Origin of the sequence: Streptosporangium sp. NPDC023615, assembly GCF_040640155.1 — a bacterium.
GTDB lineage: Bacteria > Actinomycetota > Actinomycetes > Streptosporangiales > Streptosporangiaceae > Streptosporangium.
This window is the reverse complement of record NZ_JBFABE010000092.1, coordinates 1-23,654: the sequence shown is the minus strand read 5'-3', so window position 1 is coordinate 23,654 and position 23,654 is coordinate 1. Positions and strand designations below refer to the sequence as shown.

Here is a 23,654-nt window from a genome sequence, read left to right as displayed (position 1 = left end):
AACTCGAACACCGGGCGACGACGACCGAGGACTGAGCGAAAAGACGACGACACCGGAGGTCGGCCGGTCGTGAGGAAGGCTCGGAAGCTGAGATGCCAGTAGGCCCGATTGGACCTACCTGGATTTGAACCAGGTAGAAGGAAGCTTCCGAATGGCCTCACGACCGGAACGCGAGGAAGGCGGGAAGGCTAGAGCTTTTGGAAAGAGGAAGCCCTCCCATGGCCTCGCGGTCGTCACGTTATCAGGCGGGGATCAGCTCGTGCAGCGTCCCTGGCGTGTACACCCGCGTGCCCGCCGGCGGATCCGACGGCGCCCGCAGACCGATGTAGGTGGTGTGCTCGCCCGGTGAGCCCTTCCGCCGCAGCAGGCCGGCCAGGTACCCGACGCGCAGGTGGTCGCGTTCGACGATCGAGCGCACCAGCAGGGAGGTCGTGAGGCGGTTGCCCTCGACCTGGTTGAAGCGGGGAGCGCCCCTCAGGTAGAGGTGCAGCCACTTCACCCGCCAGGATCCGTCGTCGCCGCGCAGGAAGACGAGCGGCAGGGCGACCCGCCCCGACCCGCGCAGGTCGGACTTCATCCGCACGGTACGCGGCTCGAACGGCATGCCCTCCTGCTCGGCGTCCCTGGTCATGTAGCCGAAGAACGCCTCGGCGGCCTCGTCGAACGCCTCGCCGCTGAAGATGTTCACCTGCGGGATGACGATCGGCCGGGTCGCCCGCGCGAGGCGGATGTCGATGAACTCGCTCGCGCCTTCGGGGGCGTCGACGAGGTCACCGGAGTAGTCGGCGAAGCCGTTGCCGTAGTTCGTCCACGAGATGTGTTCCGGGTCGCCGTAGGAGGCGTCCAGCATCAGGGCCGACAGGTCGTAGTCGGTGCGCCGCACGGCCTGCCGCCAGTGGACGAAGAACCGCAGCGACTCCCCGTCCACCGCCGACAGCGAGCCGCGCGGCAGCATGCCGAGCCCGGGCGCGGCGGCCTTGCCCGACAGCGGCAGGGCGATGTCGAGCGCCTCGGGATCGACGATCAGCGTGCCGGGGTCGGGAAGGCGCCGGACGATCTCCTCGTCCAGGACGGCCGCCGCCCGCAACACGACGTCCTCCTCGATCGGGGGGCGGGCGTCGGCCGCCGTCCACGCCCTGCCGTGCCGGTTGACGAAGACGCGCCCGGCCGCGGGGGCGAGCCGGTTCTGCAGGTGCTCGCGCAACGACAGCAGGACCCGGCCGGAGGCGCCCGCCGCGGCCCTCTCGGCGGCGTCCAGCACGGCCGAGACCGGCGAGCCGGTCCGCAGCAGATGGTCGAGGCGGCGCAGCAGCGCGCCGGGCGCCCTCTCCAGCAGCTCGACGGCGTCGCCGGTACGGCCCGCCGACAGGGCCTCCTCCACCCGGCTGTCCAGACCGCGCGCCCGGCGCAGGCCCCTGGCGACCTCGAAGACCCGCGCGGCGCGTGGGAAGCGCGGGTGCTCGCCGGGGTGGAGCCGTTCGCCGAGCCGCTTCCACTGCTCGCGGTGCCGCGGGACGTCGCCGAGCGCGCCCGGGGAGGCGACCGCGTCCAGGGCCCGCAGGAGGGCGCGACGCTCGGCCCGGGGGAACGAGCGGAACCTGGTGGGAACGGCCAGCGTGACGTCACCGCCGGAGAGGCCGCAGGCGAGCCGCAGCACGTCGGTCACCGTGTCCACGAGCGGAGGGCGGCCCGCGGCCAGGCGGGCCTCGTTGAGGACGGCGCGGTTCTCGCGCACCGGGACGCGCTCGGGCTCGTCGGCGCAGAACGCGGCCAGCGACCGCAGCGCCGCCAGGTCCTCGGCGGGCAGCGGTACCTGCGAGCCCGCCAGCGAGAGGTAGAGCTCGCGCGCCTCCGCCTCCAGGCCTCCGCCGAGCTCCAGCACGGTCACCCGGTCGCCGGCCAGCGGGATCAGCTCGGCGTGCGCGGCCAGCAGGTCGGCGTAGGTGTGCCGGTAGCGGCCGTAGCCGGGCAGCGCGAGCAGGTCGATCGCCGGCGACGGGACGGGCGTGGCGGCGACCGGGTCGAGCACGGCCTGGCGCAGCAACCCGGCCCAGAACTCCACGGTGTCGGGCACGTTCCTCGGGAAGTCGACGAAGTAGGCGTTGTGCCGGACGTGGTCGCCGACCAGGTGGCGAACGGCCGCCAGGACCCGTACACCGAGATCGACCACCGTCTCCCCGGGCAGCCTGCCCAGGCGTTCGAGCAGGGCCGGCGAGCACGTGAAGCCGACGCTCAGCAGCGCGGCGTCGAGCTGGCGCGCGGCAACCTCTCCCCAGCCCGGGGCGTCGGGGGCGTCGACGGGGACTCGAAGCCGCCTGGCGATGACGAGGCTTTCCAGAGTGTCCACGGACGCACCTTATAGCTGGAAAGAATCGTGTCCTGTGGATTTTTCGTGCTCACGCGATCGTCATGCGGCGGCTCGACCCCCCAGCCGTGGCCCGCAGGGTCGACCACCGCGTCGACGCCCACGAATGCCCACCCCTCTTTTGAACGCGTTCAGTACGTCGCGTTAGGCTCGCACCACACACCCTGGGGGACCGATGAAGATAGTGATACCCGGCGGAAGCGGTCAGGTGGGCGCGATCCTGGATCGTGCGCTGACCGCCGAGGGGCATGACGTCGTGGTGCTGACCAGACGGCCGGCGCGGGAGCGCGAGGTCGGCTGGGACGGGGAGACCCTCGGGCCCTGGGCGGAGGAGATCGACGGCGGCGACATCGTGGTCAACCTGGCCGGGCGCAGCGTCAACTGCCGCTACACCCCCGCCAACCTGAAGGCCATGATGGACTCGCGGGTGAACTCCACCCGGGTCGTGGGCGAGGCGATCGCGGCCGCCGCGCGGCCTCCCCGGGTCTGGCTGCAGATGAGCACCGCCACCGTCTACGCCCACCGCTTCGACGCGCCCAACGACGAGGCGACCGGCGTGCTCGGCGGCACCGAACCCGGCGTCCCGGGCTACTGGGGGTACAGCGTCGAGATCGCGAAGGCGTGGGAGCGGGAGCAGGAGCGGGCCGAGACCCCGCACACGCGCAAGGTCGCCCTGCGCGCCGCCATGGTGATGAGCCCCGATCGCGGCGGCGTCTTCGACGTCCTGTCGCGGATGGCGCGGCTCGGCCTGGGCGGCCCGGTCGCGGGCGGCGCGCAGTACATGTCCTGGATCCACGAGCGCGACCTCGTCCGCGCCGTCGCGTTCCTGGCCGGGCGGGACGACCTTTCCGGGCCGGTGAACCTCGCCTCCCCCGACCCTCTGCCGCAGCGGGCGTTCATGCGCGCGCTGCGCGCGGCGTGGGGCGTCCGGGTCGGCCTGCCCGCGACGCGGTGGATGACCGAACTCGGCGCGTTCGCGCTGCGCTCGGACACCGAACTGCTGCTGAAGAGCCGCCGGGTCGTCCCCGGCCGCCTGCTCGAGGCGGGTTTCGCCTTCGAGCACGCCCGGTGGCCGGAGGCGGCCGGCGACCTCGTACGGCGTGTGCGCGGAGGGGGCGGCGTCACCGGGTGAGGCGCCCGGGCGCCGGGCGCGGGTGATCGGAAACCGTCGGTGGGCTCTGTCAGGCTGGCGGGTGACCGGATCAACGGCTCCCCCGCGCACGGAGGCCCGCAAGACGGGTCACCGGCATGTGAACGCGTCGAAGGAAGAGGTCCATGCTCACCACCCGCTATGTCCCCGGTGCCCCCAACTGGATCGACCTGGGTACGCCCGACGTCGATGCCGCCGCCGCCTTCTACGGCTCCCTGCTCGGCTGGAGCTTCCAGTCGGCCGGGCCGCACTCGGGCGGTTACGGCTTCTTCGAGCTCGACGGCAAGGTCGTCGCCGCCGCCGGGCCGCTCACCCAGGAGGGGGCGGTCTCGGCGTGGATGCCGTACTTCCGGACCGCCGACGCCGACGCCACGGCGAAGGCGGTCGAACAGGCCGGCGGGACCGTGCGCATCGCGCCGGACGACGTCTTCACCAAGGGGCGGATGGCCGGGTTCACCGACCCCGGTGGCGCGGAGTTCGCCGTCTGGCAACCGGGCACGATCAAGGGCCTCGACCTCGTCACCGAGAACGGCTCCCTGGCCTGGCTGGAGCTCTACGTTCCCGAGCCCGACGCCGTCCAGCCCTTCTACCACGCGGTCCTCGACTGGAGGATCCAGGACATCAGGTTCGGCGACATGCCCTACCTGCTGCTGTCGACCGCCGGGGACGACAGCCAGGACCTGGGAGGCGTCATGCGGCTTCAGGAGGGGGACCGGCCGCACTGGCTGTCGTACTTCGAGGTGGCCGACTGTGACGCGGCCGTCGACCGGGTGCGCGAGCTCGGCGGCGACGTCGTCGCACCCGCCGCCGACATCGAGGACGTCGGCCGTTTCGCCGTGGTCACCGACCCCTTCGGCGCGCGTTTCGCCGTCATCGCCAGCGTCGGCTGACGATGACGGCGTAAGCGGGTGCCCCGGTGGGTCAGGGCGGGAGGAGCCGGACGAGACGGGCCGCCTCGCGGACCATCCGGCTCGATCCGCCGCGTGCGGCGATCCCGGCCAGGCCGGGGACGTGCGTGGTGCCGCCGGGCGGGGCGGTCCTGACGCCGAGCGCGATCAGGTCGGCCAGGCCGCTGGGCGGCCGTTCGCCGGGGGCGGGCAGGACGCGGGGAAGGGCCGCCGCGACGATCCGCCACACCTGGGCGCCCGCCCCCGCGCGTTCGGCCTCGGCCAGCGAGGGGGTGACGCGGCTCAGCGTCACCATCCCGTTCCCGACCAGGTGGCCGAGCTGGTCTCCCACGTCGCTGTCGGGCAGGTCGCCGGCCGCGGCGAGGGCGAGGAGCACGTCCAGGGCCGCCGTACGCCCGGCCGGGTCCTCGTCGTTCAGATGGAAGATCAGGGCGGCCGCGAAGGCCGGGCCCAGGGGACCGTCCGCGCGGGCGAGGTCGTGAAGGATCGACAGGTCGGGGCCGCGCTCGCGCCACTCCCAGTCGAAGAACGGCAGCAGGTGGGCCGCGACGACCTCGCGACGGGAGGGCATGACCCCGGCCCACCAGCTCATGTACCCGCCGCGATGGTGGAAGTACGCATCGGGGTCGCGGCACAGCAGGTCGATCAGGTCGAGCCCGGCCGGCGAAGCCGCGACGAACGAGGACGCGCACGGGTCGCGGTGGTAGTCCGGCGGTCGCCCCTCGTCGAACCAGCGATGGGAGCCGCCGTCGGTGTAGCGGTACCGGACCGTCACGACGGGGTCGGCCGGTCCGTCCCCGGCCATCCAGCGCGCCGCGAGCCGACCGGCGGAACCGGTGAGCAGGGCGGCCCTCGCGGCCACACCGGCGTCGACCCGCCGGGGGATCCGCAGCAGCGCCTGCTGCAGGTCGGCGTCCGACGGCTCCAGGCCCGCGGCCTCCAGCCGTTCGAGGCGGGCGAGGAGCTCGGCGGGGTCGACATGGCCGCTGACACTCGTCGGGGTGGCCAGCAGCACCGGCGGCAGGTCGCCCGCCCGCGCCGCGGCGACGAGCTCGGCCATCCGGCGCAGGATCAGCAGGTTCGGCGCCGAGAGCTGGTCCGGAAAACGGGGCGCGGGCGGCGCCTGCGGGGAGACGACGGCCCGCATGGCCGTCCACAGCCACGCCAACGGCTTCTCACCCACGCTCCATCCCCAGGGTTGGTGGATCGCCATCAACGCCAGAGCCGCCCGTGTGTCCTCGCTTTCGCGGACCTCGCGGTCGAGTTCGCTCTCCGGCACCGACGCCAGGGCCGCCCGTACGGCCGCGGGATCGCGGTGGGTGAGCTCGACCAGCGCCGCCATCAACCGTTCGGTGTCCAGCCAGCCGAGCTCGCTGAAAGGGTCGTTCGCGAGGCGGGTGAACTCCGCGGCGAGCTCGGCCGTCGTGGTGATGGGGGACGGGAACTCGACCGGGGGCAGTGCCGGGGCGATCAGGGGGATCGGTGTCTCCTCCCCGGCGGTCCTCTCGTCCCGCGCCGGTGTCCGGGAGACGCCGAGGAGCGCGCGCAGGTCGGCGGGCAGGGCGGTGGCCGCCTCGCGCAGCGGTGCCGCGTCCAGGTGCGCGGCGTGCCTGGCGGCCAGCCGTACGGCGCGTTCCTGCACGTCGGAGGAGTCGTGGCCGAAGGCGGCCGCCAGGGCCGCGGTCGCCGCCCCGGCGTACTCGGGTCCCAGGCGCACGGACCGGTCGAGCCAGGACAGGCAGGCGCGCACGAGCTTCTTCTCCGGCCGGTACATCAGCGCGTCGACGGCTTCGGCGAAGTCGCCGGGCGGGACGGTGGGCAGCGCGCGCAGGTGCCCCAGGGCGAGTTCGGCGACCGGGCCGGGCGCGGACGGCAGCAGCCGCAGGTAGTCGCGGACCCGGGGCGCCACCTCGGCCGGGGTGGGGTCGAGCGCCTGGTGCAGGCGGACGAAGAAGCGCAGCTGAAGCGCGGTGCCACCGCGCAGGAACCGGCCGACGCACCCCTCCAGCAGCATGGCGCGGTCGACCCGGCCGGTGGCGGCCAGCGCGCGGAGCCCGCCCAGCCAGGTACGGCCGTCGGTGGGGTCCCCCTCCCACTGCAGGACCTCGCCGACGCCCTGGGCGTGGAAGATCCTCGGCAGGAGCGCGTCCGCCAGCGGGTCGGCGGTCAGCGTGTCGGACACCCGCCACCCGCCGAGCACCGCCGACACCCAGCCCACGACGAAACCGTCGTCGGTGGGCGGCTCGACGCCGGTCCGGCGGATCAGGGCCGCGGTCAGCCCGTAGCTCGGGTCGCCCCCGCGGAGCCTGCCGGCCAGGCGCGTCGCCAGCTCGGCCTGCCACGCCCGCGGGCGGGTGCCGACCAGGCCGAGCAGCCGCCGGGTGTCGTCGACCGTCTCGCCGGAGCCGACCAGGCCGCGCCGGGTGAGCCAGGACGCCACCGAGGTGGCGGTGGCGATCGTGCCGGCGCCCGCCGCGCGCAACGCCTCGGCGTGCTCCCCGGCGCCGCGCCAGGAGTCCAGGTAGAGCCGGACCTCCTTCAGGTGCCCGGGAAGTTCCCCGGCGACCTGGCGCCTGGCGGCGTCGTCCAGGGTCACGACCAGCGCCGCGACGCCGTCGGCGTCACACTTGTCGATCAGCTCGCGTACGTCGTCCCACGCGGTCACGTCCGGGTCTCCTTCACGATCCGTACGGCGAGCACGTGCTTGCACGGCCCGCGTTCCCCTCGGTGCCTGGCCCACCACGGGCAGGTGCAGGCGGTGCCGCGCACCTCGCGGACCTGGTCGCCGGAGGTCACCAGGGCCCGATCGGGGCCGTCGAACCGTACGGCCCCGCCGTCGGCGAGCTCGCGGGCGGCCCTGGCGCGCGGGTTCATCGCGGCGACCCTGTCGCGGTCGTAGGGCAGCTCGCGGTGGAAGTAACCGGCCTCGGCGGTGTCGTACCCCACCCGGCCGGCCGCGCCGAGCCGGATCAGCGCGTCCCGCACCCGGGACGTCTCCAGGCCGGAACGCTCGGCCAGCAGGTCGGGCTCCACCCTCGGCTCGAAGGCCAGCAGCGCGCCGACCAGGCCGGCGTCGTCCGCGCCGTCGTCGTCGGCGGCCAGCGTCCGCAGGACGGCGCCCTCGGTGGAGAAGGAGCGGCGGCTGTCGGGGGAGAGGGTGAGCACGTACCGCATGCCGGGCAGCTCCAGCTCCCACGCGCTCGCCACGGCCGCCTCCGGGCGGGCCGGCCCGTACAGCCTGAGGGTCCTGGCGAAGCGCAGCAGCGTGAGCATCGTCGCCAGCCGGTCCGGCCCGGGAAGGCAGACGGCGCCGGGGACCGGGTTCGCGGTCAGCCGCAGCGAGCGGCCCGAGGGCAGGACCCACAGGGCCGAGCCGACCCGGCGGGGCAGCGCCCGCAGGAAGCGCACCGCCTCGAGGCCGGCGAGCTCCGCCCGCAGGTCGAAACCGGCGGTGACGAGCTGGACCTCGGCGAAGCCGCGCAGCCACCGCTCGGGCAGCGGCACCTTCTTCTCCACCACCGCGCCGTCCAGCGTGGTGACGGCCAGCTCGTCGCGCCCGACGCCCAGGTGGAGGGGGTCGGCGCCGCCGACGCGGGCCAGCGCCTCGCGCAGCGGGCCGTTGACGTCGACGTTGGTGGTGCCCAGGTCGACCACCTCCCCGTCGAGGGCGCGTTCCAGCACGTCCAGGCGGGCGTAGACGCCGCCGCAGGCGGAGAACGACTCGAACCGGAGCCGGTCGCCGTTGCAGGTCACCACCGGGTCGCGGGAGAAGGTCGGGGCCGGGCGGTCGTAGCGGGCCCGCGCGACGTTCGCCACGGCCAGCAGCCCGGCCGCGGCGGGGGCGGCCTCGGTCAGCAGGCCGCTGAAGAACCGGGGGTGGCTCGTCAGGCCGCGCGCCGTGCGCCCGCCCGAGGTGGACAGGGCCAGGTGCCCGGCGTCGAGCGTGGAGGGGCCGGCGTACGCGTACGCCTGTACCGCGTTGGTCATGGTCGGGACCGTAGCCACGCTCACCGACATTTATCCTGCGCGGTCCGTTCCGCGCCGCCGATCGATCGGGGCCGTCACCCGTGGCGGTCAGCTCGGACAGGCGTCGCGGCAGGCACCGAAGCGTTCGGCGTCCGGCCGGGTGAAGCCGGTCTCCGGCGTTCCCCGTACCGCCTCGGTCATCGTCTCCTTCCAGATCGAAGCGGGGATCGACGAGGCCTCCCCTCCCGGGTAGTGCCGGCCGCTGATGGTGACGTCCCGCAGCGTGTGGTGGAACGCGCCGCGCGAGTCGCCGAGGCTGACGGCCGAGGCCAGGGCTGGGGTGTAACCGGCGTACCAGGCGGCGGTGTGGCCATTGACCGTGCCGGGCATGCCCGCCGCCTCGCGGCCGACGCCCCGCGGCGCGCTCCCCGCCGGGGCGTCCGACAGCACCCCGGTGACCGCGTCGGCGACCGCCGGGTCCAGGACCTCACGGCACCGGGGCGGGAAGGAACGCGGCGCCCCCGAGCCGTCGCGGATCTCCGTGATCACCGTCGGCTCGCAGAAGCGGCCGCGGGCGGCGAGGGTCGCGTAGGAGGTGGCCACCGAGACGGGGTCCGTCTCGTTGACGCCCAGCGTGAACGTCTCGAACTCCCGCAACGGAGAACCGTCGGTGCGCCTGAGCCCGAGCCGCTCGGCCATCCGGACGGTCTCGCACAGGCCGACCTTCTCCTCCAGGAGCATGAAGAAGGTGTTCACCGCCTCCCGGGTGCCCGACCGCAGGGTGACGAAGCGCTTCCCCTTCTTCTCCCGGTCGCCGACGGAGTGGCTCGGATCACCGACGGCCTGGTTCGCGCAGTTCTTGAACGCCGAGTAGCTCGGGGCGTAATACCTGTCCGGGACGAGGAAGCCGTCGTCGGAGCGCAGACCGGCGGCGAACGCCGCGGCCAGCGTGTAAGGCATCGCGGTCGTGCCCTGCTGGAAGCCCGGCACGTCGCCGTTCCCGCTGCTGGTCGCCATGGCCCTGATCGCGCCCTCCCCTGGGACGATCATGACCTGGGTGGCCACCTGGGGGTCGTCGCGGTGGACACGGGTGTCGACGGCCCGCTGCACCGCCCGCTGGAGCCGCTGGTCGATCGTCGTGCGGATCGTCAGGCCGCCGCGGGCGGGCAGGCCCGGGTCCAGGGCGGCGAGGCGTTCCCCGACGTACCGGCAGAGGTAGCGGTGCCCGCTGCTCGCGCAGTCACCGGAGAACTCCTCGATGACGGCGCCCTCGACGTCCAGCAGCACGCTCTTGCGGGCCGGCGGCGAGGCGGGGTCCGCGGAGGCGGGAACCGAGGGCGCGGCGGTCGAGGCCGACGCCAGGCGTTCCCCCTCGTCGCCCGCCGGGGTCCGCAGCACGAGGAGAACCGCGACCAGCGCGCCCACCACGACGACACTCAGAATGACCAGCAATGCCTTCATCGTCGCCCTTCGGTATTCCTCGCTTTATATGCAGATCATCCTTGAAGGACGTGACGCGGGCAAACGAATGAAAACATCGGTGGTCTTGCGGACGTCGGCGGAACGGGTTTCCGGGCGGGCGCGACGGGCCCGCGCGAAATGCTCTTCCCGGCCTTTTCATATCGGCGGACAATTGTCTTCGGGCCGGTACGCGTCCGGGTCCCCGGCGGGGGGAGCCGCCGCCCGGGACGCCGCCGGTGAGGAGATCGCCGCGGGTCAGGGCCTCTCGGGGCGGATGCCCAGTTCCTCGGCGACGTGCTTCACGTGCTCGTCGCCCATGCCGTTGCGGAAGGTCCTGACGGTGAGTTCCGCGGGGTCGTGGAAGCCGAGGCCGTCCGTCATGAACTGCACCCCGCCGCGTTCGGTGTCGGTCAGGATCACGGCGCTCTCGGTGGGGAGGGTCTGCAGCGTCCAGTCCAGGCGCCGCCGCAGATCCTCCCAATCGGTACACCGGGCGGGAGCACCGGTGGCCGTGGGACGCTCGTCGTGACCCTTCATGAGGAACGGGGCGTCGAGGGGGCCGTCGTCACCCCACGACCAGCAGCGCAACCGCTCCGGCGGCACGGCGAGCACGTCGCGCAACGCGCCGATGACGGCCTCGGCGCGGCCCCTGAGGAATTCCGGGTCGGTCTCGTACCATCTCCAGCCGATGGACCAGGTGGGCCGGATCTGCGAGGTCCCGGTGGACTCCAGCCTCCAGCCCATGGCGTGGAGCCGCTCCCGCTGGGCGTCGGAGAGCCCGCGCGCCTCGAAGATCTCCGCGTGGACGTACCTGTCCATGAACTTGCTCAGTATGACGTACGTCCTGGTCGCCGGATCGCCCAGGCGGATGCGGTCGCCCGGCGCGTTGGAGTTGTCCAGGTGTCTGATGATCCACGGGGGAGCCGTCCCGGCCTCACCGAGGTAGGGCCTCGCGAGGACGTCCCAGATCGAGTCCGCCGTGTCGTCCCCGCCGAGGCTTTCGGGATCATGGGTGTGCGCGTTCACGGGACACGTCCCGCGGGCTCGTACGGTAATGATCTTCCGCCCGATGCTGTACCGGTCGGCGGGCGACGGCGGAGCGGGAGAGGGAGGGCCTCACATGTCGGAGGGGCCGGTGGCCGTGGCCGCCAGGAACAACGCGGAATGGTGTGACCTCGTGTGCCGGAGTCACGGCCTGCCCGGCGCGTTCGGCGCCGGGTTCTGGGTGAACCGGGGTCACGGCCTGCCGTACTACCCGGACCTGGTCACCCTGTCGCCGCGCACGGACGCGGAGGACGTCGCCGCGGCGCTCGGCGCTCCCGCGGCGGGAACCGGGGTGAAGGACAGCTTCGCGACCCTCGACCTCGGCCCGGCCGGGTACGAGCCGTTGTTCGAGGCGACGTGGATCCACCGTCCGGCGGGACCCCCCGGCCGGTCTCCCGGGGGCGGCCTGAGCTGGGAGGAGGTCACCTCTCCCGAGGAGCTCGACGCCTGGAGGTCCGCCTCCGGGGACGAGGCCGCCGGGGTCCTCCTGCCGGGCCTGCTGGAGACCCCGGGGTGCGGGGTCGTCGCCGGTCGTGCCTCGGGACGCGTCGTCGCGGGTGCGATGGTGAACCTCTCCGCGGGGGCCGCCGGGGTCTCCAACGTGTTCTGCGGGGAGCGCGACCCCGACGAGGTGTGGGGCGGGGTCCTGGACGCGGCGGCCCGGATCGCCCCGGGCCTGCCGGTGGTGGGGTACGAGCGGGACGACGCGCTGCGTGCCGCGATCCGTAACGGCTGCCGGCCGATCGGGGCGCTGCGGGTATGGGTCTTCCCGGCCGACGGCTGACGAGGCCACGGGGCCGGCCGGGAGACGCCGATCACCTGGGGTGTGCCGGGGAGGGCGCCGACGGCCCCCCGCCTGGAAGTCGCCGTTGCCGAGCGGTCCTTCCACCGGTCCGTGGATCCGTTCGTCGCCGTCGCATCCGCTGTGGCCCTCGTGTCGGCCGGGCCGCCGTGAGGGGGAGGACCTCAGGCGTCCCGCCGGGTGAGGGCCGTCCAGGCGCATCCGGCGGACAGCGCGGCCCAGAGGGCGAGGGTGAGCAGCCCGCCGGTCCGGCCGAGGGAGGTGCCCGGGTCGTCGGCCGTGCCCAGCAGGGCGAGGGCCCCCTCGTGGGGGAGGAGCCTCACCAGGTCCGGCAGGCTTCCCCGCAGCAGCGGCGAGACGAGGACCGGCGTGACGACGAGCACGGCGAGCGGGAGGACGACGCTCCTCGCGACGACGGCGAGGCCGTGGCCGATCAACGCGAGCAGGAGGCAGACCCCCAGGAGCGCCGCGAGGTCGCGGGCCGCGGCCCCGGCCCCGAGGCGGCCGCCGGTGACCTCCGGGACGTACCGGACGAGGTGACCGGGAAGGATCGCGGGAACCGCCGCGAGGAGAAGGGCCGTCGTGGTCGCGGCGAGCTTGGCGGCGTGGAGCCGGTTCCGGCCGGGGACGGCGGCGAGGCTGACGCGGAGCTGCCCGGTACGGTACTCGCCGCCCGCCGCGTGGACGGCGATCGCGACGAGGACGTAGACCGGGGACAGCATGAGCGTGCCCACCTGCCCGATCGCGATCGGCCCGTCCTGGCCGGCGACCTTCACGACGTCGGTGGTGGCGAGGACCGCGAGGGCGAGGTTCGCGGCGGACGCGACGGCCAGGGCGATCCAGACGGCGGGCAAGGTACGGATCTTGATGAGCTCCGCGGCCAGGACGTCACCGAACCGGGGGGCGCCGGTGGCGCGCGACACGTCCCCGGTGCCGCGGGTCTCACGGGTCCTGCCGGTCGTGCCGGACGTTCCGGCCCCGGCGGTCTCGCCGGACCCGCCGGGATCACCGGTCTCGTCGGGGCTCATCGCGCGTCCCTCCTGGCGAGCGTGATCCCGGCGACGGCCGTGGTCACCAGTGCCCAGCCGGCGAGCACGAGCAGGCCGTGTCCGGGGCCGGCGCTGAGCCGGTTCGCGCCGGCGTCCAGCAGCAGGTTCCGTCCGGCGCCGACCGGGAGGAACGCGTCCAGGGCGGGACCGGCCTCGGACGGCGACTGCACCATGGTGAAGGCGATCAGGACGACGACGCCGACGACGCCGGCGAGGGTGCCGCGGCCGATGACGGCGATCGCGAAACCGGTCAGCGAGAACAGCACCGCGAAGACGACGAACTTCCCCTGACCGAGGAACGCGTCACCGGTCAGCAACAGGCCCGGGTTCCAGTCCTTGACGGCCGCGTACGTGGAGGCGGTGCTGATCCCCGCGATCAGGATCGCCACGACGAGCAGGTACGCGGTGAGCGCGAGGGTCTTGGCGACGAGCAGCAGGCCCCTGCGCGGGACCGCGAGCACGGTCGGCCCGAGCTGGTGCGAGCGGAACTCCTGACCGGCGATCATCGCGGCGACGATCGGCAGGAACACGCCGATCTGCAGCGAGGAGGCGACGAGCATGTCGAGGATCGCCTCGGTCGCCGGTTGGGGATCGTCGATGAAGATCTCGATGATGCCGTCGGGCGTGATGTTCGCCACCGCCTCGGCGTAGAGCCCCGCGGAGGCGGACACGATCAGCACGTCGAGGGCGAGGACGATCCCGGTGAAGATCCACACGCCCGGCAGGGTGAGGATCTTGGACAGTTCCGCCCGGGTCGCGTGCAGCACGGTGCTCATCGTCCCGGCTCCGAGGGGTCGCCGGGGAGTGTGGAGGACACGCGGCGGGGAGCTCATCGTCCCGGTCCCGGCCGGTCGCCGACGAGGGCGAAGAACGCCGCCTCCAGCGACGGGTGCCCCGCGGTCACCTCGGCGAGGGCGCCCTGGGCGACGACGCGGCCGTGGTCGATGACGACCACGTCGTCGGCGGTGCCGGCCATCTCCGCCATGAGGTGGCTGGACAGCAGCACGGTGCGGCCGGACGCGGCCTGGTCGCGCAGGAGGTGCCGGATCCAGCGGATCCCCTCCGGGTCCAGCCCGTTCGCGGGCTCGTCGAGGACGAGGACCTCGGGGTCGCCGAGCAGCGCCGCGGCGATGCCGAGCCGCTGCCCCATCCCCAGGGAGTACTTCCTCACCCGTTGCCGGGCGACGTCGGCCAGGCCCACGATCTCGAGCACCTCGCCGACCCTGCGCCGTGGGATCCCGTTGGACCGGGCGATCCAGGCCAGGTGGTCGACGGCCCGCCGCTCGGGCACCGGCCCCGCCCCGTCGAGCAGCGCCCCCACGGTGCGCAGCGGGTACGCCAGGTCGCGGTACCGCCTGCCGTCGATCGACGCGGTGCCGCCGGTCGCCGCGTCCAGGCCCAGCAGGATGCGCAGGGTGCTGGACTTGCCGGCCCCGTTGGGGCCGAGGAAGCCGGTGACCCGGCCGGGACGCGCGGTGAAGCCGACGTCGTCGACGGCCACCTTCCTCCCGTACCGCTTGCTGAGCCCAACAACCTCGATCATCGTCTGCCTCGCCGTTTCGCCGTCTCGTCGGATGGACGGCTCCAGCCTGCGGCGCGAGGGCTCCGGCCCGCGTCACCCGAAAGTAGACACCTGGCGGGCCGGTACCGGCGGGACCACCCCCGGCGGCGCGAGGGTCACCGGTTCCGGGGCTCGTGCAGCAGTCCCGCCTCGTGGGCGAGCACGGCGAGGTGGGTGCGGTCGTTCACGCCGAGCTTGGCGAACATGCGCCGCAGGTAGGTGCGGACCGTCTCCACGCTCAGGAACAGCTCGTCGGCGATCTGCCGGTTGGAGAGCCCGCGCGCCACGGAGCGGATGACCTGCACCTCCCGTTCGGAGAGCACCTGACCGGCGAAGGCGTGCCGGCGGCCGGGCGGCTGCGGCGCGAACCGCCGCAGCAGCCTCGCGGTGATCTCCGGGGCGAGCATGGCGTTGCCCGCGTGGACGGTGCGGACCGCCTGGAGCACCTCCGGCGGGGACGCGTTCTTCAGCAGGAACCCCGACGCCCCGAGCGTCAGCGCCTCGTACACGTACTCGTCGAGGTCGAAGGTCGTCAACATGATCACCCGGGTGCTCCGGGCGCCCAGGATGCGGCGCGCCGCCTCCAGCCCGTCGGTGCCGGGCATCTGCACGTCGAGCAGCGCCACCGCCGGTCTGAGCGCGTCGGCGAGCCTGGCCGCCTCCGCCCCGTCGGCCGCCTCCCCGGCGACCCGGAACCCCTCGGTCCGGTCGAACAGCTTGCGGTACACGCCGCGGAAACGGTCGTCGTCGTCGGCGAGGAGGACGCCGATCACCTCGTGCCCCCTCGCGCCCTCGCCCGGTGACCCGGTCACGGGGCACCCCGGGCGGGCAGGCGGGCGACGACCTCGAACCCGCCCTCCGGGTGGTCGCGCCAGGTCACGACGCCGCCCACGAGCAGGGCACGTTCCCGCATCCCCGGCAGCCCGAATCCGGAGGTCCCCAGCTCAGGAGGCCCCTGTCCACAGGTCCCGTCCGGACGGGCTCCCGGACCGTGGTCACGGACACGGACGACGATCGTCTCGCCGTCCCGGTGGACGTCCACCACGCATTCCGCGCCGGGGGCGTGCCGGACCACGTTGCCCAGCGACTCCTGGACGATCCGGAGGACCACCGCGCCGACCAGGGGGTCGACGGGCACCTCACGCCCTTCATGCCCGTCTTCATGCCCGTGCGGGTCGATCCGCGCGTCGACGCGCACCCCGGCGGCGCGCGTCGCGGCGATCACCGAGGGCAGGCGCTCCGTCCCGGCGAGCGCCTCCCGCGGTCCCGCACCCGCCTGCCGGGTCCCCGCGTCCGCCTCCGCCGGCGCGGCGCTCCCACCCCACGGTCCCGCGTCCGCCCGCGAGAGCGGAGAGGCGGGAAAGGAACGCAGGGTGCGCACGAGCCCCTGCATCTCCTCCAGCGCGCTCCTGGCGTGCGCCTCGATGCCGGCCAGCGAGTCGCGCAGCTCCCGCTCGCCCGCGTCCTGAAGCCCCCGCGTCACACCCGCCTCCGCGCCGATCACCCCCAGCGCGTGGCCGACCACGTCGTGCACGTCGCGCGCCACCTCCAGCTGCACGCGGGCCCGCTCCGCCTCCCGGGCGGCCGCGACCTGCCGGGCGGTGGTGGCGCCGAGCAGCCAGGCGCCGCTCAGCGCGGCGACGGAGAGGAGCAGCCGCTGCCCGGCGCCGCTCGCGCCCTCCTCGGGGACACCCGTCACCGCCGTCAGCGCCGCGAGGACACCGGCCAGGACGAGGACGAACGCGCGGGTACGGGACGCGCGGGCGATCGCGAGGGAGTACAGGCACCACGCCGTGGCGAGCATGGGGTCCTGGCACACCCCCAGGAGGCCACCCGCGATGGTCGAGATCCCGGCGGCCGCCGTCGACGAGGCCGGCAGGCGCCGGCGGAGGATCATCGCCGCGCCCGCGACCGAGGCCAGCGCCAGCCCGGCCACCAGGCGTGGCGGGTCGGCGGCGCCGATCGCGGGCGGCACCCAGAACACCCCGACGACGCCGGCCGCGACCACGGCGTCCGGGAACGGCCACGTCCTGTCGTCCGAGCCGGTCACGACTCGATCGGCGAGGGGGCGGGTCCGCATCACTGCACCCTATGTCGCGGCACGGCGGTCCCCGGACACGCCCGCCCGCCGGGACACGCCGGGCCGCCGGGCCGTCATGCCGTCAGGACACGACGCTGATCCCGGGCATGGGGCAGAGCATCTCCTTCTTCGCCTGGAACTGCTTCTTCGCGGTCCAGGGCACCGTCTTGCCCGGCGGGACCGTCACGAGGGCCTGGGCGTAGTCCAGCGTCGTCGCCTTGGTCGTGGTGAAGTACACGACGACCTTGTAGGTGACGGCCTTCTTGCCGGGGTTCCTCGCCGTTCCCTGCGCGCTCCAGCCGCCGGGTACGGCCGCGCACTTGGTCTGCACGATGTTCTGGCGGACGCGGGGCTCGTTGGCCAGCTGCGTCGGCAGCGGGTTCGCCACGAGCTCCTCCGGAGTCGGGGCCGCGGCCGGCTTCTCCTCCGTCACCGCCGCGACGTTGCGCATGGTGTCTCCGCCCTCGTCGGCGAAACACCCGGTGGCCAGCATCGAGGTCATCAGCAGTGCGGAGATTCTCATCATCGAGGATGACGTGCATTTCATGTTCACGACCGGCTCCCGCATTGTCGTTGAATCGTTTGATTTATCTGCTTTCGGTTTCCGCCGTGTGCGGCACCACTGGTGCCGGGCCGGAAGACCCACCGGCCGCACCGGGTTCCCGCAGGCCGGCCGTATGATGTGCCGGACGGCCGCCGAAAACCGTTTATCCGTGATTGTTGTGAGAGGAGGGGCCTCGTATTCATTGACGATGATACGACCGCCCCGGCGGGCGACATTCTTTGTTGTCCGTCACTGACCCCCTTTTGATGCGATGTTCACGTTCGACGAGATCGGGCCCTCCTTTCCGTTCGCGGGGCCGCGATCCGTCCGGGGCCGCGATCCGTCCGGGGGCGATCCGTCCGGGAGTGCGACCCGTTCAACGGAGGGGGGCGATCCTCACCTGTCCCGGCGGAACGGGCGAGGACGAGCGTCGCCGCGCTCCTTCGCGTCCGGGCGGGAGTGCTGGAGCGGGCCGATGCCGCACCGGCGGTCCTGGGCCCGGTGCCACCGTGACGGGTGCCTCCGCTGGCAGCACACCCGCCGCTCCCCGAGGAACTCGACCGTGGTGCACGTCGACGAGTCGGAGCGGATCTCGGCCTTGCGGCCCGTCGCGTCGCCGTCGCCGCCGCCTCCCGAGGCGGTCGTCGCGACCGTCGCGGCCGAGGGGTTGGAGCTGGTGACCGCGCCGGGGAACAGGCTTCCCGAGGCCGTCGCGGTGTTCACGATCGCGCCGGAGGCGATGTCGGCCCGGGTGGCGACGTAGGTGCTCGTGCAGATCGTCGAGTCCTGCGGCGCCAGCCTCGTCGCCGGGCAGGTGACCTGCGGCGGCGTCCCCGACGCCGAGGAGAGGTCCGTCACGCCCACCCCGTTCAGCGTCGAGTTGCCGGTGTTGACGACCAGGTAGAAGTAGGTGATCGTCTGCCCCTCCCTGACCGTGCTCGGCGACGCGCTCTTCAGCAGCGTCAGCGCGGGGGTGGGCACGGCGGTGACCGTCGCGGTCGAGGCGTCCGAGGTCGCCACGATGCCCAGCCGGGAGGCGCCCGAGGCCGTCGCGGCGTTCACGATCGCGCCGGCGTCGACGTCGGCCTGGGTGGTGACGTAGGTGTTCGTGCAGGTCGTGGAGTCCTGGGGCACCAGCGCCGTCACCGGGCAGGTGATCGCCGAGGGTGTTCCGGTCCCCGTGAAGACGGTGGTCGTCACGCCCACCCCGTTCAGCGTCGCGTTGCCGGTGTTGACGATCAGGTAGGAGTAGGTGATCGTCTGCCCCGGCGCCGTCAGCGTGCTCGGTGAGGCCGTCTTCAGCATCGCCAGGCTCACGACCGGCAGGACGGTCACCGCCACCGTGGACGGGGCCGAGGCCACCACCACGGCCGCCAGGCGGGGGCGGGCGGCGGCCACGGGCCCCGACTCCGAGACACCCGAGGCCTGGGCCGTGTTGACGACGGTCCCGGCCTCGATGTCGGCCTGGGTGGAGACGTAGGAGCTCGTGCAGACGGTGGACTCCTGCGGCTCCAGCGTCCGCGTCGGGCAGGTGATCACGCCGGGCGTCCCCGTACCGGAGAACGCCGTGTCCCGCACGTCCACCTGGGTCAGCGTCGTGTTGCCGGTGTTGACGATCAGGTAGGAGTAGATCAGGGTCCGCCCCGCGGCCGTCAGGACGCTCGGCGACACCGTCTTCAGCAGCGCCAGGCTGGGAGCCGGCCCCCCGCTGACCGTCGTGGTGGAGGAGTCGGAGACGATGACGGGACCGACGGGCGGGGTGCCCGTGGCGACCGCGGTGTTGACGATCGACCCGGCGTTGACGTCGGCCTGGGTGGTGACGTACGTGCTCGTGCAGGTGATCGTGTCCTGCGGCGCCAGGGTCGCCGCCGGGCAGGTGATCTGCGGGGGCGTGCCCGAGCCGGAGAAGAAGGTGTCCCTGACGCTCACGTCGCTCAGCGTCGCGTTGCCCGTGTTGACGACCCGGTACGAGTACGTGATCGTCTGGTTCGGCCCCAGCAGCGCCGTCGGGTCGGCCGTCTTCAGCAGCGCCAGGTCGGGGGCCGGCTCGACCGCGACCGTCACCGTGGACGGGCCGGAGGCCACCGCCGGACCCGAGGGGGGCGTGCCCGTGGCGATCGCGGTGTTGACGATCGACCCGGCGTTGATGTCGGCCTGGGTGGTGACGTAGGTGCCGGTGCAGGTCGTGGTGTCCTGCGGCGCGAGCGTCGTGACCGGGCAGGTGATCTGTGTCGGCGCGCCGGACCCCGAGGAGGTGTCCGTCACGTTCAGGGCGGTCAGCGTCGAGTTGCCGGTGTTGACGATGTCGTAGGAGTACACCACCGTCCGTCCGGCGGACGCCACCGTGCTCGGCGAGGCCGTCTTCAGCAGCGCCAGGCCGGGAGCCGTCGCGGCCGTGACGGTCGCGGTGGACGGGTTGGAGGTCAGCACCTGGCCTCCGGGGGAGGACGCGGTGGCGGTCGCGGTGTTGACGATCGATCCGGCGTTGACGTCGGCCTGGGTGGTGACGTACCTGCTCGTGCAGACGGTGGAGCCCTGTGGCGCGAGCGTCGTGGCCGGGCAGGTCACCACCGGAGGCGTGCCGGAGCCCGAGAAGAAGGTGTCCCGCACCTCCACGCCGGTCAGCGTGGAGTTCCCGGCGTTGGTGACCAGGTAGGAGTAGGTCACGTTCACCCCGGGTGCCGTGATCGTGCCCGGCTCCGCCGTCTTGGACAGGGTCAGGCCGGTGATCACCTCGACGGCGACCGTCGTCGAGGACAGCGGAGAGGTCACCGGGGAGCCCCCGACCGGGGTGCCCGAGGCGACCGCGGTGTTGGTGATCGTTCCGGCGTTGATGTCGGCCTGGGTGACCAGGTAGGTGCTCGTGCAGGTCGTCGCGCCGTCCGGCGCCAGCGTCACCGCCGGGCAGGTGATGGCGGGAGGCCCGCCCGACCCCGAGAAGAAGGTGTCGGTCACGTCGACGCCGGTCAGCGTCCGGTTGCCGGTGTTGACGACCGCGTACGAGTACGTGATCGTCTGTCCCGCCTGCGACACGACCGACGGGGAGGCCGACTTCGACAGCGTCAGGGTCGCGAACAGCTCCGCGGCGACCGTCGCGGTGGACGGCTCGGAGCTCACCGGGGGACCCACCGGCGGGGTGCCCGACGCCACCGCGGTGTTGACGATCGCGCCGGCGTCGACGTCGTCCTGGGTGGTGACGTAGGTGCTCTTGCAGGTCGTCGTGGCCTGCGGCACCAGCGTCCGCACCGGGCAGGTGATCTGCGGGGGCGTGCCGGTGCCGGAGAAGTCGGTGTCCGCCACGGTCAGGGCGGTCAGCGTCGTGTTGCCGGTGTTGACGATCGCGTACGAGTACGTCACGGTTCCCGCCTCGCCCGGCCTGGCCACCGTCCTCGGCGACGCCGTCTTCAGCAGCGCCAGGCTGGGAGCCGGCTCGGCGGTCACCACCACCGTCGACGGGTCCGAGGTCACCACGGCGGCCGCCGACGGCTCCGCCAGGCTCACGGCGGAGGTCAGCGTGGTCTCTCCCGGTGATACGCCCGCGGCCACCGCGGTGTTGACGATCACACCGGCGTCGACGTCGGCCTGGGTGGTGACGTACGTGCTGGTGCAGGTGGTGGTCTCCTGCGGGGCGAGCGTGGTGACCGGGCAGACGATCACGCCGGGCGTCCCGGTGCCCGAGAAGGTGACGTCCGCCACGGTCACCCCGGTCAGCGTCAGGTTCCCGGTGTTGACGACCGCGTAGGAGTAGACCACCTCGCGTCCCGCCGCCGACACCGTGCTCGGCGACGCCGTCTTCAGCAGCGCCACGCTGGGGGCGGGCTCACCCGTGATCGCCACCGTGGACGGGGCCGAGGTCACCGGCGGGCCCGACGGCGGGGTGCCCGACGCCGTGGCCGTGTTGACGATGGTCCCGGCGTTGACGTCGGCCTGGGTGGTGATGTACGTGCCGGTGCAGATCGTGGTGTCCTGCGGTGCCAGCGTGGTGGCCGGGCAGGTGATCTGCGGGGGTGTCCCGGTGCCGGAGAAGGACGTTTCTGTCGCGCTCACGCCGGTCAGCGTCGTGTTGCCGGTGTTGACGACCGTGTAGGAGTAGGTCACGGGCCGTCCCGCGGCCGTGAACGTGCTCGGCGAGGCCGTCTTCAGCAGCGCCAGGGTGGGGGCCGCCACCTCGGTGACCGTCGCGGTGGACGGGTCGGAGGTCACGACGGCCCCGGCGGGCGTCGTGCCCGAGGCGACCGCGGTGTTCACCACGCCACCGGCGTCGATGTCGGTCTGGTTGACCAGGTACGTGCCGGTGCAGACCGTGGTGTCCTGCGGCGCCAGGGTGGTGGCCGGGCAGGTGACCACCGGGGGCGTGCCCGTCCCCGAGAAGGCGGTCTCGGTCACGCCCACGCCCGTCAGCGTGAAGTTGCCGGTGTTGACGATCGTGTAGGAGTAGGTCACCTGCCGCCCCGCGGCCGTCAGGACGCTCGGCGACACCGTCTTCAGCAGCGCCAGGCCGGGAGCCGCCTCCCCGCCGACCGTCGCGGTCGACGGATCGGAGACCACCGCGGGCCCGGTGGGCGGTGTGCCGACGGCGACGGCGGTGTTGACGATGGATCCGGCGTTGATGTCGGACTGGGTGGTGACGTAGGTGCCGGTGCAGACGGTCGTGTCCTGGGGGTCCAGGACGGTGAAGGGGCAGGTGATGACGGGGCGGGTGCCGGTGCCGGTGAAGGTGGTGTCGGTGACGTCCACGCCGGTCAGGGTGGCATTGCCGGTGTTGACGATCGTGTAGGAGTAGGTCAGGGGCCGCCCGGCGGCGGTCACGGTGCTCGGCGACACCGTCTTCAGCAGCGCCAGGCCGGGAGCCGCCTCCACGACGACCGTCACGGTGGAAGGGTCGGAAGTCACCGCCGGACCCTCCGGGGGAGTGCCGGTGGCGAGGGCGGTGTTGACGATGGCCCCGGCGTTGATGTCGGCCTGGGTGATGACGTACGTGCTGTTGCAGACGACGGCGTCCTGGGGGGCGAGCGTGGTGACCGGGCAGGTGATCGCCGGGTTGGGTCCGGTGCCGGAGAAGGTGGTGTCGGTGACGTCCACGCCGGTCAGGGTGGCGTTGCCGGTGTTGACGACCAGGTAGGCGTAGATGACCGTCCGCCCGGCGGCGGCCACCGTGGCCGGTGCCGCGGTCTTCAGCAAGGCCAGGCTGGGAGCCGGTGTGGCGGTCACCGTGGCGGTGGAGGGGGCGGAGGTCACGGCCGGTCCGGTGGGCGGTGTGCCGGTGGCGACGGCGGTGTTGACGATGGATCCGGCGTCGATGTCGGACTGGGTGGTGACGTAGGTGCCGGTGCAGACGGTCGTGTCCTGGGGGGCGAGCGTGACGACGGGGCAGGTGATCACCGGGGCGGGCCCGGTGCCGGAGAAGGACGTGCCGGTGACGTCCACGCCGGTCAGCGTCACGTTGCCGGTGTTGACCACCAGGTAGGAGTAGACCACCGTGCGGCCCGCGGCCGCCACCGTGGTCGGTGACGCCGTCTTCAGCACCGCCACGCCGGGAGCCGGTGTGGCGGTGATCGTGGCGGTGGACGGGGCGGAGGTGGCGACCGTCCCGCCGGGGGAGGTGCCGGTGGCGACGGCGGTGTTGACGATGGTCCCGGCGTCGATGTCGGCCTGGGTGGTGACGTACGTGCCGGTGCAGGTGGTGGTGTCCTGCGGTGCCAGCGTGACCACCGGGCACGTGATCGCCGGAGCGGGTCCGGTGCCGGAGGAGGCGGTGTCGGTGACGTCCACGCCGGTCAGGGTGGTGTTGCCGGTGTTGAAGACCAGGTAGGAGTAGGTCACCTCCTGCCCGGCCGCGGTCACCGTGTTCGGTGTCCCCGTCTTCAACAGCGCCAGGTCGGGAGCCGGGGTGATGCTGACCGTGGCGGTGGACAGAGGGGCCGCTATGAGGGAGCCCCCGGGGGGCGTGGCGGTCGCGGTGGCGATGTTGACGACGGCCCCGGCGTCGACGTCGGCCTGGGTGACGACGTAGGTGCTGGTGCAGGTGGTGGTGTCCTGGGGGGCGAGGGTGGTGACCGGGCAGGTGATCACCGGGGCGGGCCCGGTGCCGGAGAAGACGCTCTCGGTCACGTCCACGCCGGTCAGGGTGGTGTTGCCGGTGTTGACCAGCAGGTAGGAGTAGGTCACGGTCCGCCCGGCGGCGATCACCGTGGTCGGCGACGCCGTCTTCAGCAGGGCCAGCTCGGGGTCGGGTGTGGCGGTCACCGTCGCGGTGGAGGGATCGGAGACGACGGCCGGTCCGGTGGGCGGCGTGCCCGACGCCGTCGCGGTGTTGGTGACGGTTCCGGTGTCGACGTCGGCCTGGGTGAGGACGTAGGCGCCGGTGCAGGTGGTGCTGTCGCCCGGTGCGAGGGTGGTGACCGGGCAGGTGATCACCGGGGCGGTGCCCGAGCCGGTGAAGGCGGTGGTGGTGACGTCCACCCCGGTCAGGGTGGTGTTACCGGTGTTGGTGACCAGGTGTTCGTAGGTCACGGTCTGCCCGGCGGCGGTCGCCGTGGCCGGTGACGCCGTCTTCAGCAGGGCCAGGGCGGGAGCGGCGATGACGGCGACCGTGGCGGTGGACGGGTCGGAGGTCACGGCCGGTCCGGTGGGTGGTGTGCCCGAGGCGGTGGCGGTGTTGACGATGGCCCCGGCGTCGATGTCGGCCTGGGTGACGACGTAGGTGTTGCTGCAGACCGTCCTG

The 23,654-nt window shown here is 73.3% G+C and carries 14 protein-coding genes and 1 pseudogene; 3 read left to right on the top strand and 12 right to left on the bottom strand.

Annotation, left to right across the window (positions count from 1 at the left end; all coding sequences use genetic code 11):
- Positions 1–241: 241 nt before the first annotated feature.
- Entirely contained in the window at positions 242–2,347 is a 2,106-nt protein-coding gene (locus AB0G16_RS35725) for a hypothetical protein (protein ID WP_362815032.1), read from the bottom strand.
- Between the two features lie 193 nt (positions 2,348–2,540).
- Here AB0G16_RS35725 and AB0G16_RS35720 point away from each other — a divergent pair, with 193 nt between their 5' ends.
- Both AB0G16_RS35720 and AB0G16_RS35715 read left to right on the top strand, forming a co-directional pair.
- The gene (locus tag AB0G16_RS35720; protein ID WP_362815030.1) at positions 2,541–3,497 is read left to right on the top strand and encodes a TIGR01777 family oxidoreductase; all 957 of its coding nucleotides are present in this window, start codon (positions 2,541–2,543) and stop codon (positions 3,495–3,497) included.
- Between the two features lie 143 nt (positions 3,498–3,640).
- The gene (locus AB0G16_RS35715; protein WP_362815028.1) at positions 3,641–4,405 is read left to right on the top strand and encodes a VOC family protein; all 765 of its coding nucleotides are present in this window, start codon (positions 3,641–3,643) and stop codon (positions 4,403–4,405) included.
- 31 nt (positions 4,406–4,436) lie between these two features.
- Here the strand turns inward: AB0G16_RS35715 and AB0G16_RS35710 are convergent, their stop codons facing one another.
- The 4 genes from AB0G16_RS35710 to AB0G16_RS35695 form a co-directional block, all read right to left on the bottom strand.
- Entirely contained in the window at positions 4,437–7,088 is a 2,652-nt protein-coding gene (locus AB0G16_RS35710) for a DUF6493 family protein (RefSeq protein ID WP_362815026.1), read from the bottom strand.
- Complete coding sequence (locus AB0G16_RS35705; RefSeq protein WP_362815024.1) at positions 7,085–8,410, bottom strand: SWIM zinc finger family protein; 1,326 nt, start codon at positions 8,408–8,410, stop codon at positions 7,085–7,087. The genes AB0G16_RS35710 and AB0G16_RS35705 overlap by 4 nt, the downstream gene beginning before the upstream one ends.
- An 87-nt stretch (positions 8,411–8,497) precedes the next feature.
- On the bottom strand, positions 8,498–9,841 hold the full coding sequence (locus AB0G16_RS35700; RefSeq protein ID WP_362815022.1) for a hypothetical protein: 1,344 nt from the start codon (positions 9,839–9,841) through the stop codon (positions 8,498–8,500).
- A gap of 264 nt (positions 9,842–10,105) precedes the next feature.
- Positions 10,106–10,876, bottom strand: a complete 771-nt coding sequence (locus AB0G16_RS35695; protein WP_362815020.1) for a hypothetical protein — start codon at positions 10,874–10,876, stop codon at positions 10,106–10,108.
- Positions 10,877–10,970: 94 nt separating this feature from the next.
- Between AB0G16_RS35695 and AB0G16_RS35690 the strand changes: the two genes are divergently transcribed.
- Positions 10,971–11,678 (top strand): hypothetical protein, encoded by a 708-nt coding sequence (locus AB0G16_RS35690; RefSeq protein WP_362815018.1) that lies wholly within the window; start codon positions 10,971–10,973, stop codon positions 11,676–11,678.
- Positions 11,679–11,860: 182 nt separating this feature from the next.
- On the opposite strand, the gene AB0G16_RS35685 is transcribed toward AB0G16_RS35690, so the two are convergent.
- From AB0G16_RS35685 to AB0G16_RS35655, 7 genes and pseudogenes are all read right to left on the bottom strand, one after another.
- Positions 11,861–12,724 (bottom strand): ABC transporter, encoded by an 864-nt coding sequence (locus AB0G16_RS35685; RefSeq protein ID WP_362815016.1) that lies wholly within the window; start codon positions 12,722–12,724, stop codon positions 11,861–11,863.
- Positions 12,721–13,521, bottom strand: coding sequence for an ABC transporter permease (locus tag AB0G16_RS35680; protein WP_362815014.1), 801 nt, complete (start codon positions 13,519–13,521; stop codon positions 12,721–12,723). The genes AB0G16_RS35685 and AB0G16_RS35680 overlap by 4 nt, the downstream gene beginning before the upstream one ends.
- A gap of 53 nt (positions 13,522–13,574) precedes the next feature.
- The gene (locus AB0G16_RS35675) at positions 13,575–14,288 is read right to left on the bottom strand and encodes an ATP-binding cassette domain-containing protein (RefSeq protein WP_362815012.1); all 714 of its coding nucleotides are present in this window, start codon (positions 14,286–14,288) and stop codon (positions 13,575–13,577) included.
- Positions 14,289–14,422: 134 nt separating this feature from the next.
- Positions 14,423–15,118 carry a response regulator transcription factor gene (locus tag AB0G16_RS35670; protein ID WP_362815010.1) on the bottom strand — a complete coding sequence of 232 codons (696 nt, stop codon included), beginning with the start codon at positions 15,116–15,118 and terminating at the stop codon, positions 14,423–14,425.
- Positions 15,115–16,386, bottom strand: a complete 1,272-nt coding sequence (locus AB0G16_RS35665) for an ATP-binding protein (RefSeq protein WP_362815008.1) — start codon at positions 16,384–16,386, stop codon at positions 15,115–15,117. Before AB0G16_RS35665 ends, AB0G16_RS35670 begins: the two co-directional genes overlap by 4 nt.
- Positions 16,387–16,468: 82 nt before the next feature.
- Positions 16,469–16,912: a hypothetical protein gene (locus AB0G16_RS35660; protein WP_362815006.1), complete on the bottom strand. Its 444-nt coding sequence runs from the start codon at positions 16,910–16,912 to the stop codon at positions 16,469–16,471.
- Positions 16,913–17,326: 414 nt separating this feature from the next.
- A pseudogene (locus AB0G16_RS35655) lies at positions 17,327–23,654 on the bottom strand (hypothetical protein); the annotation flags it as partial.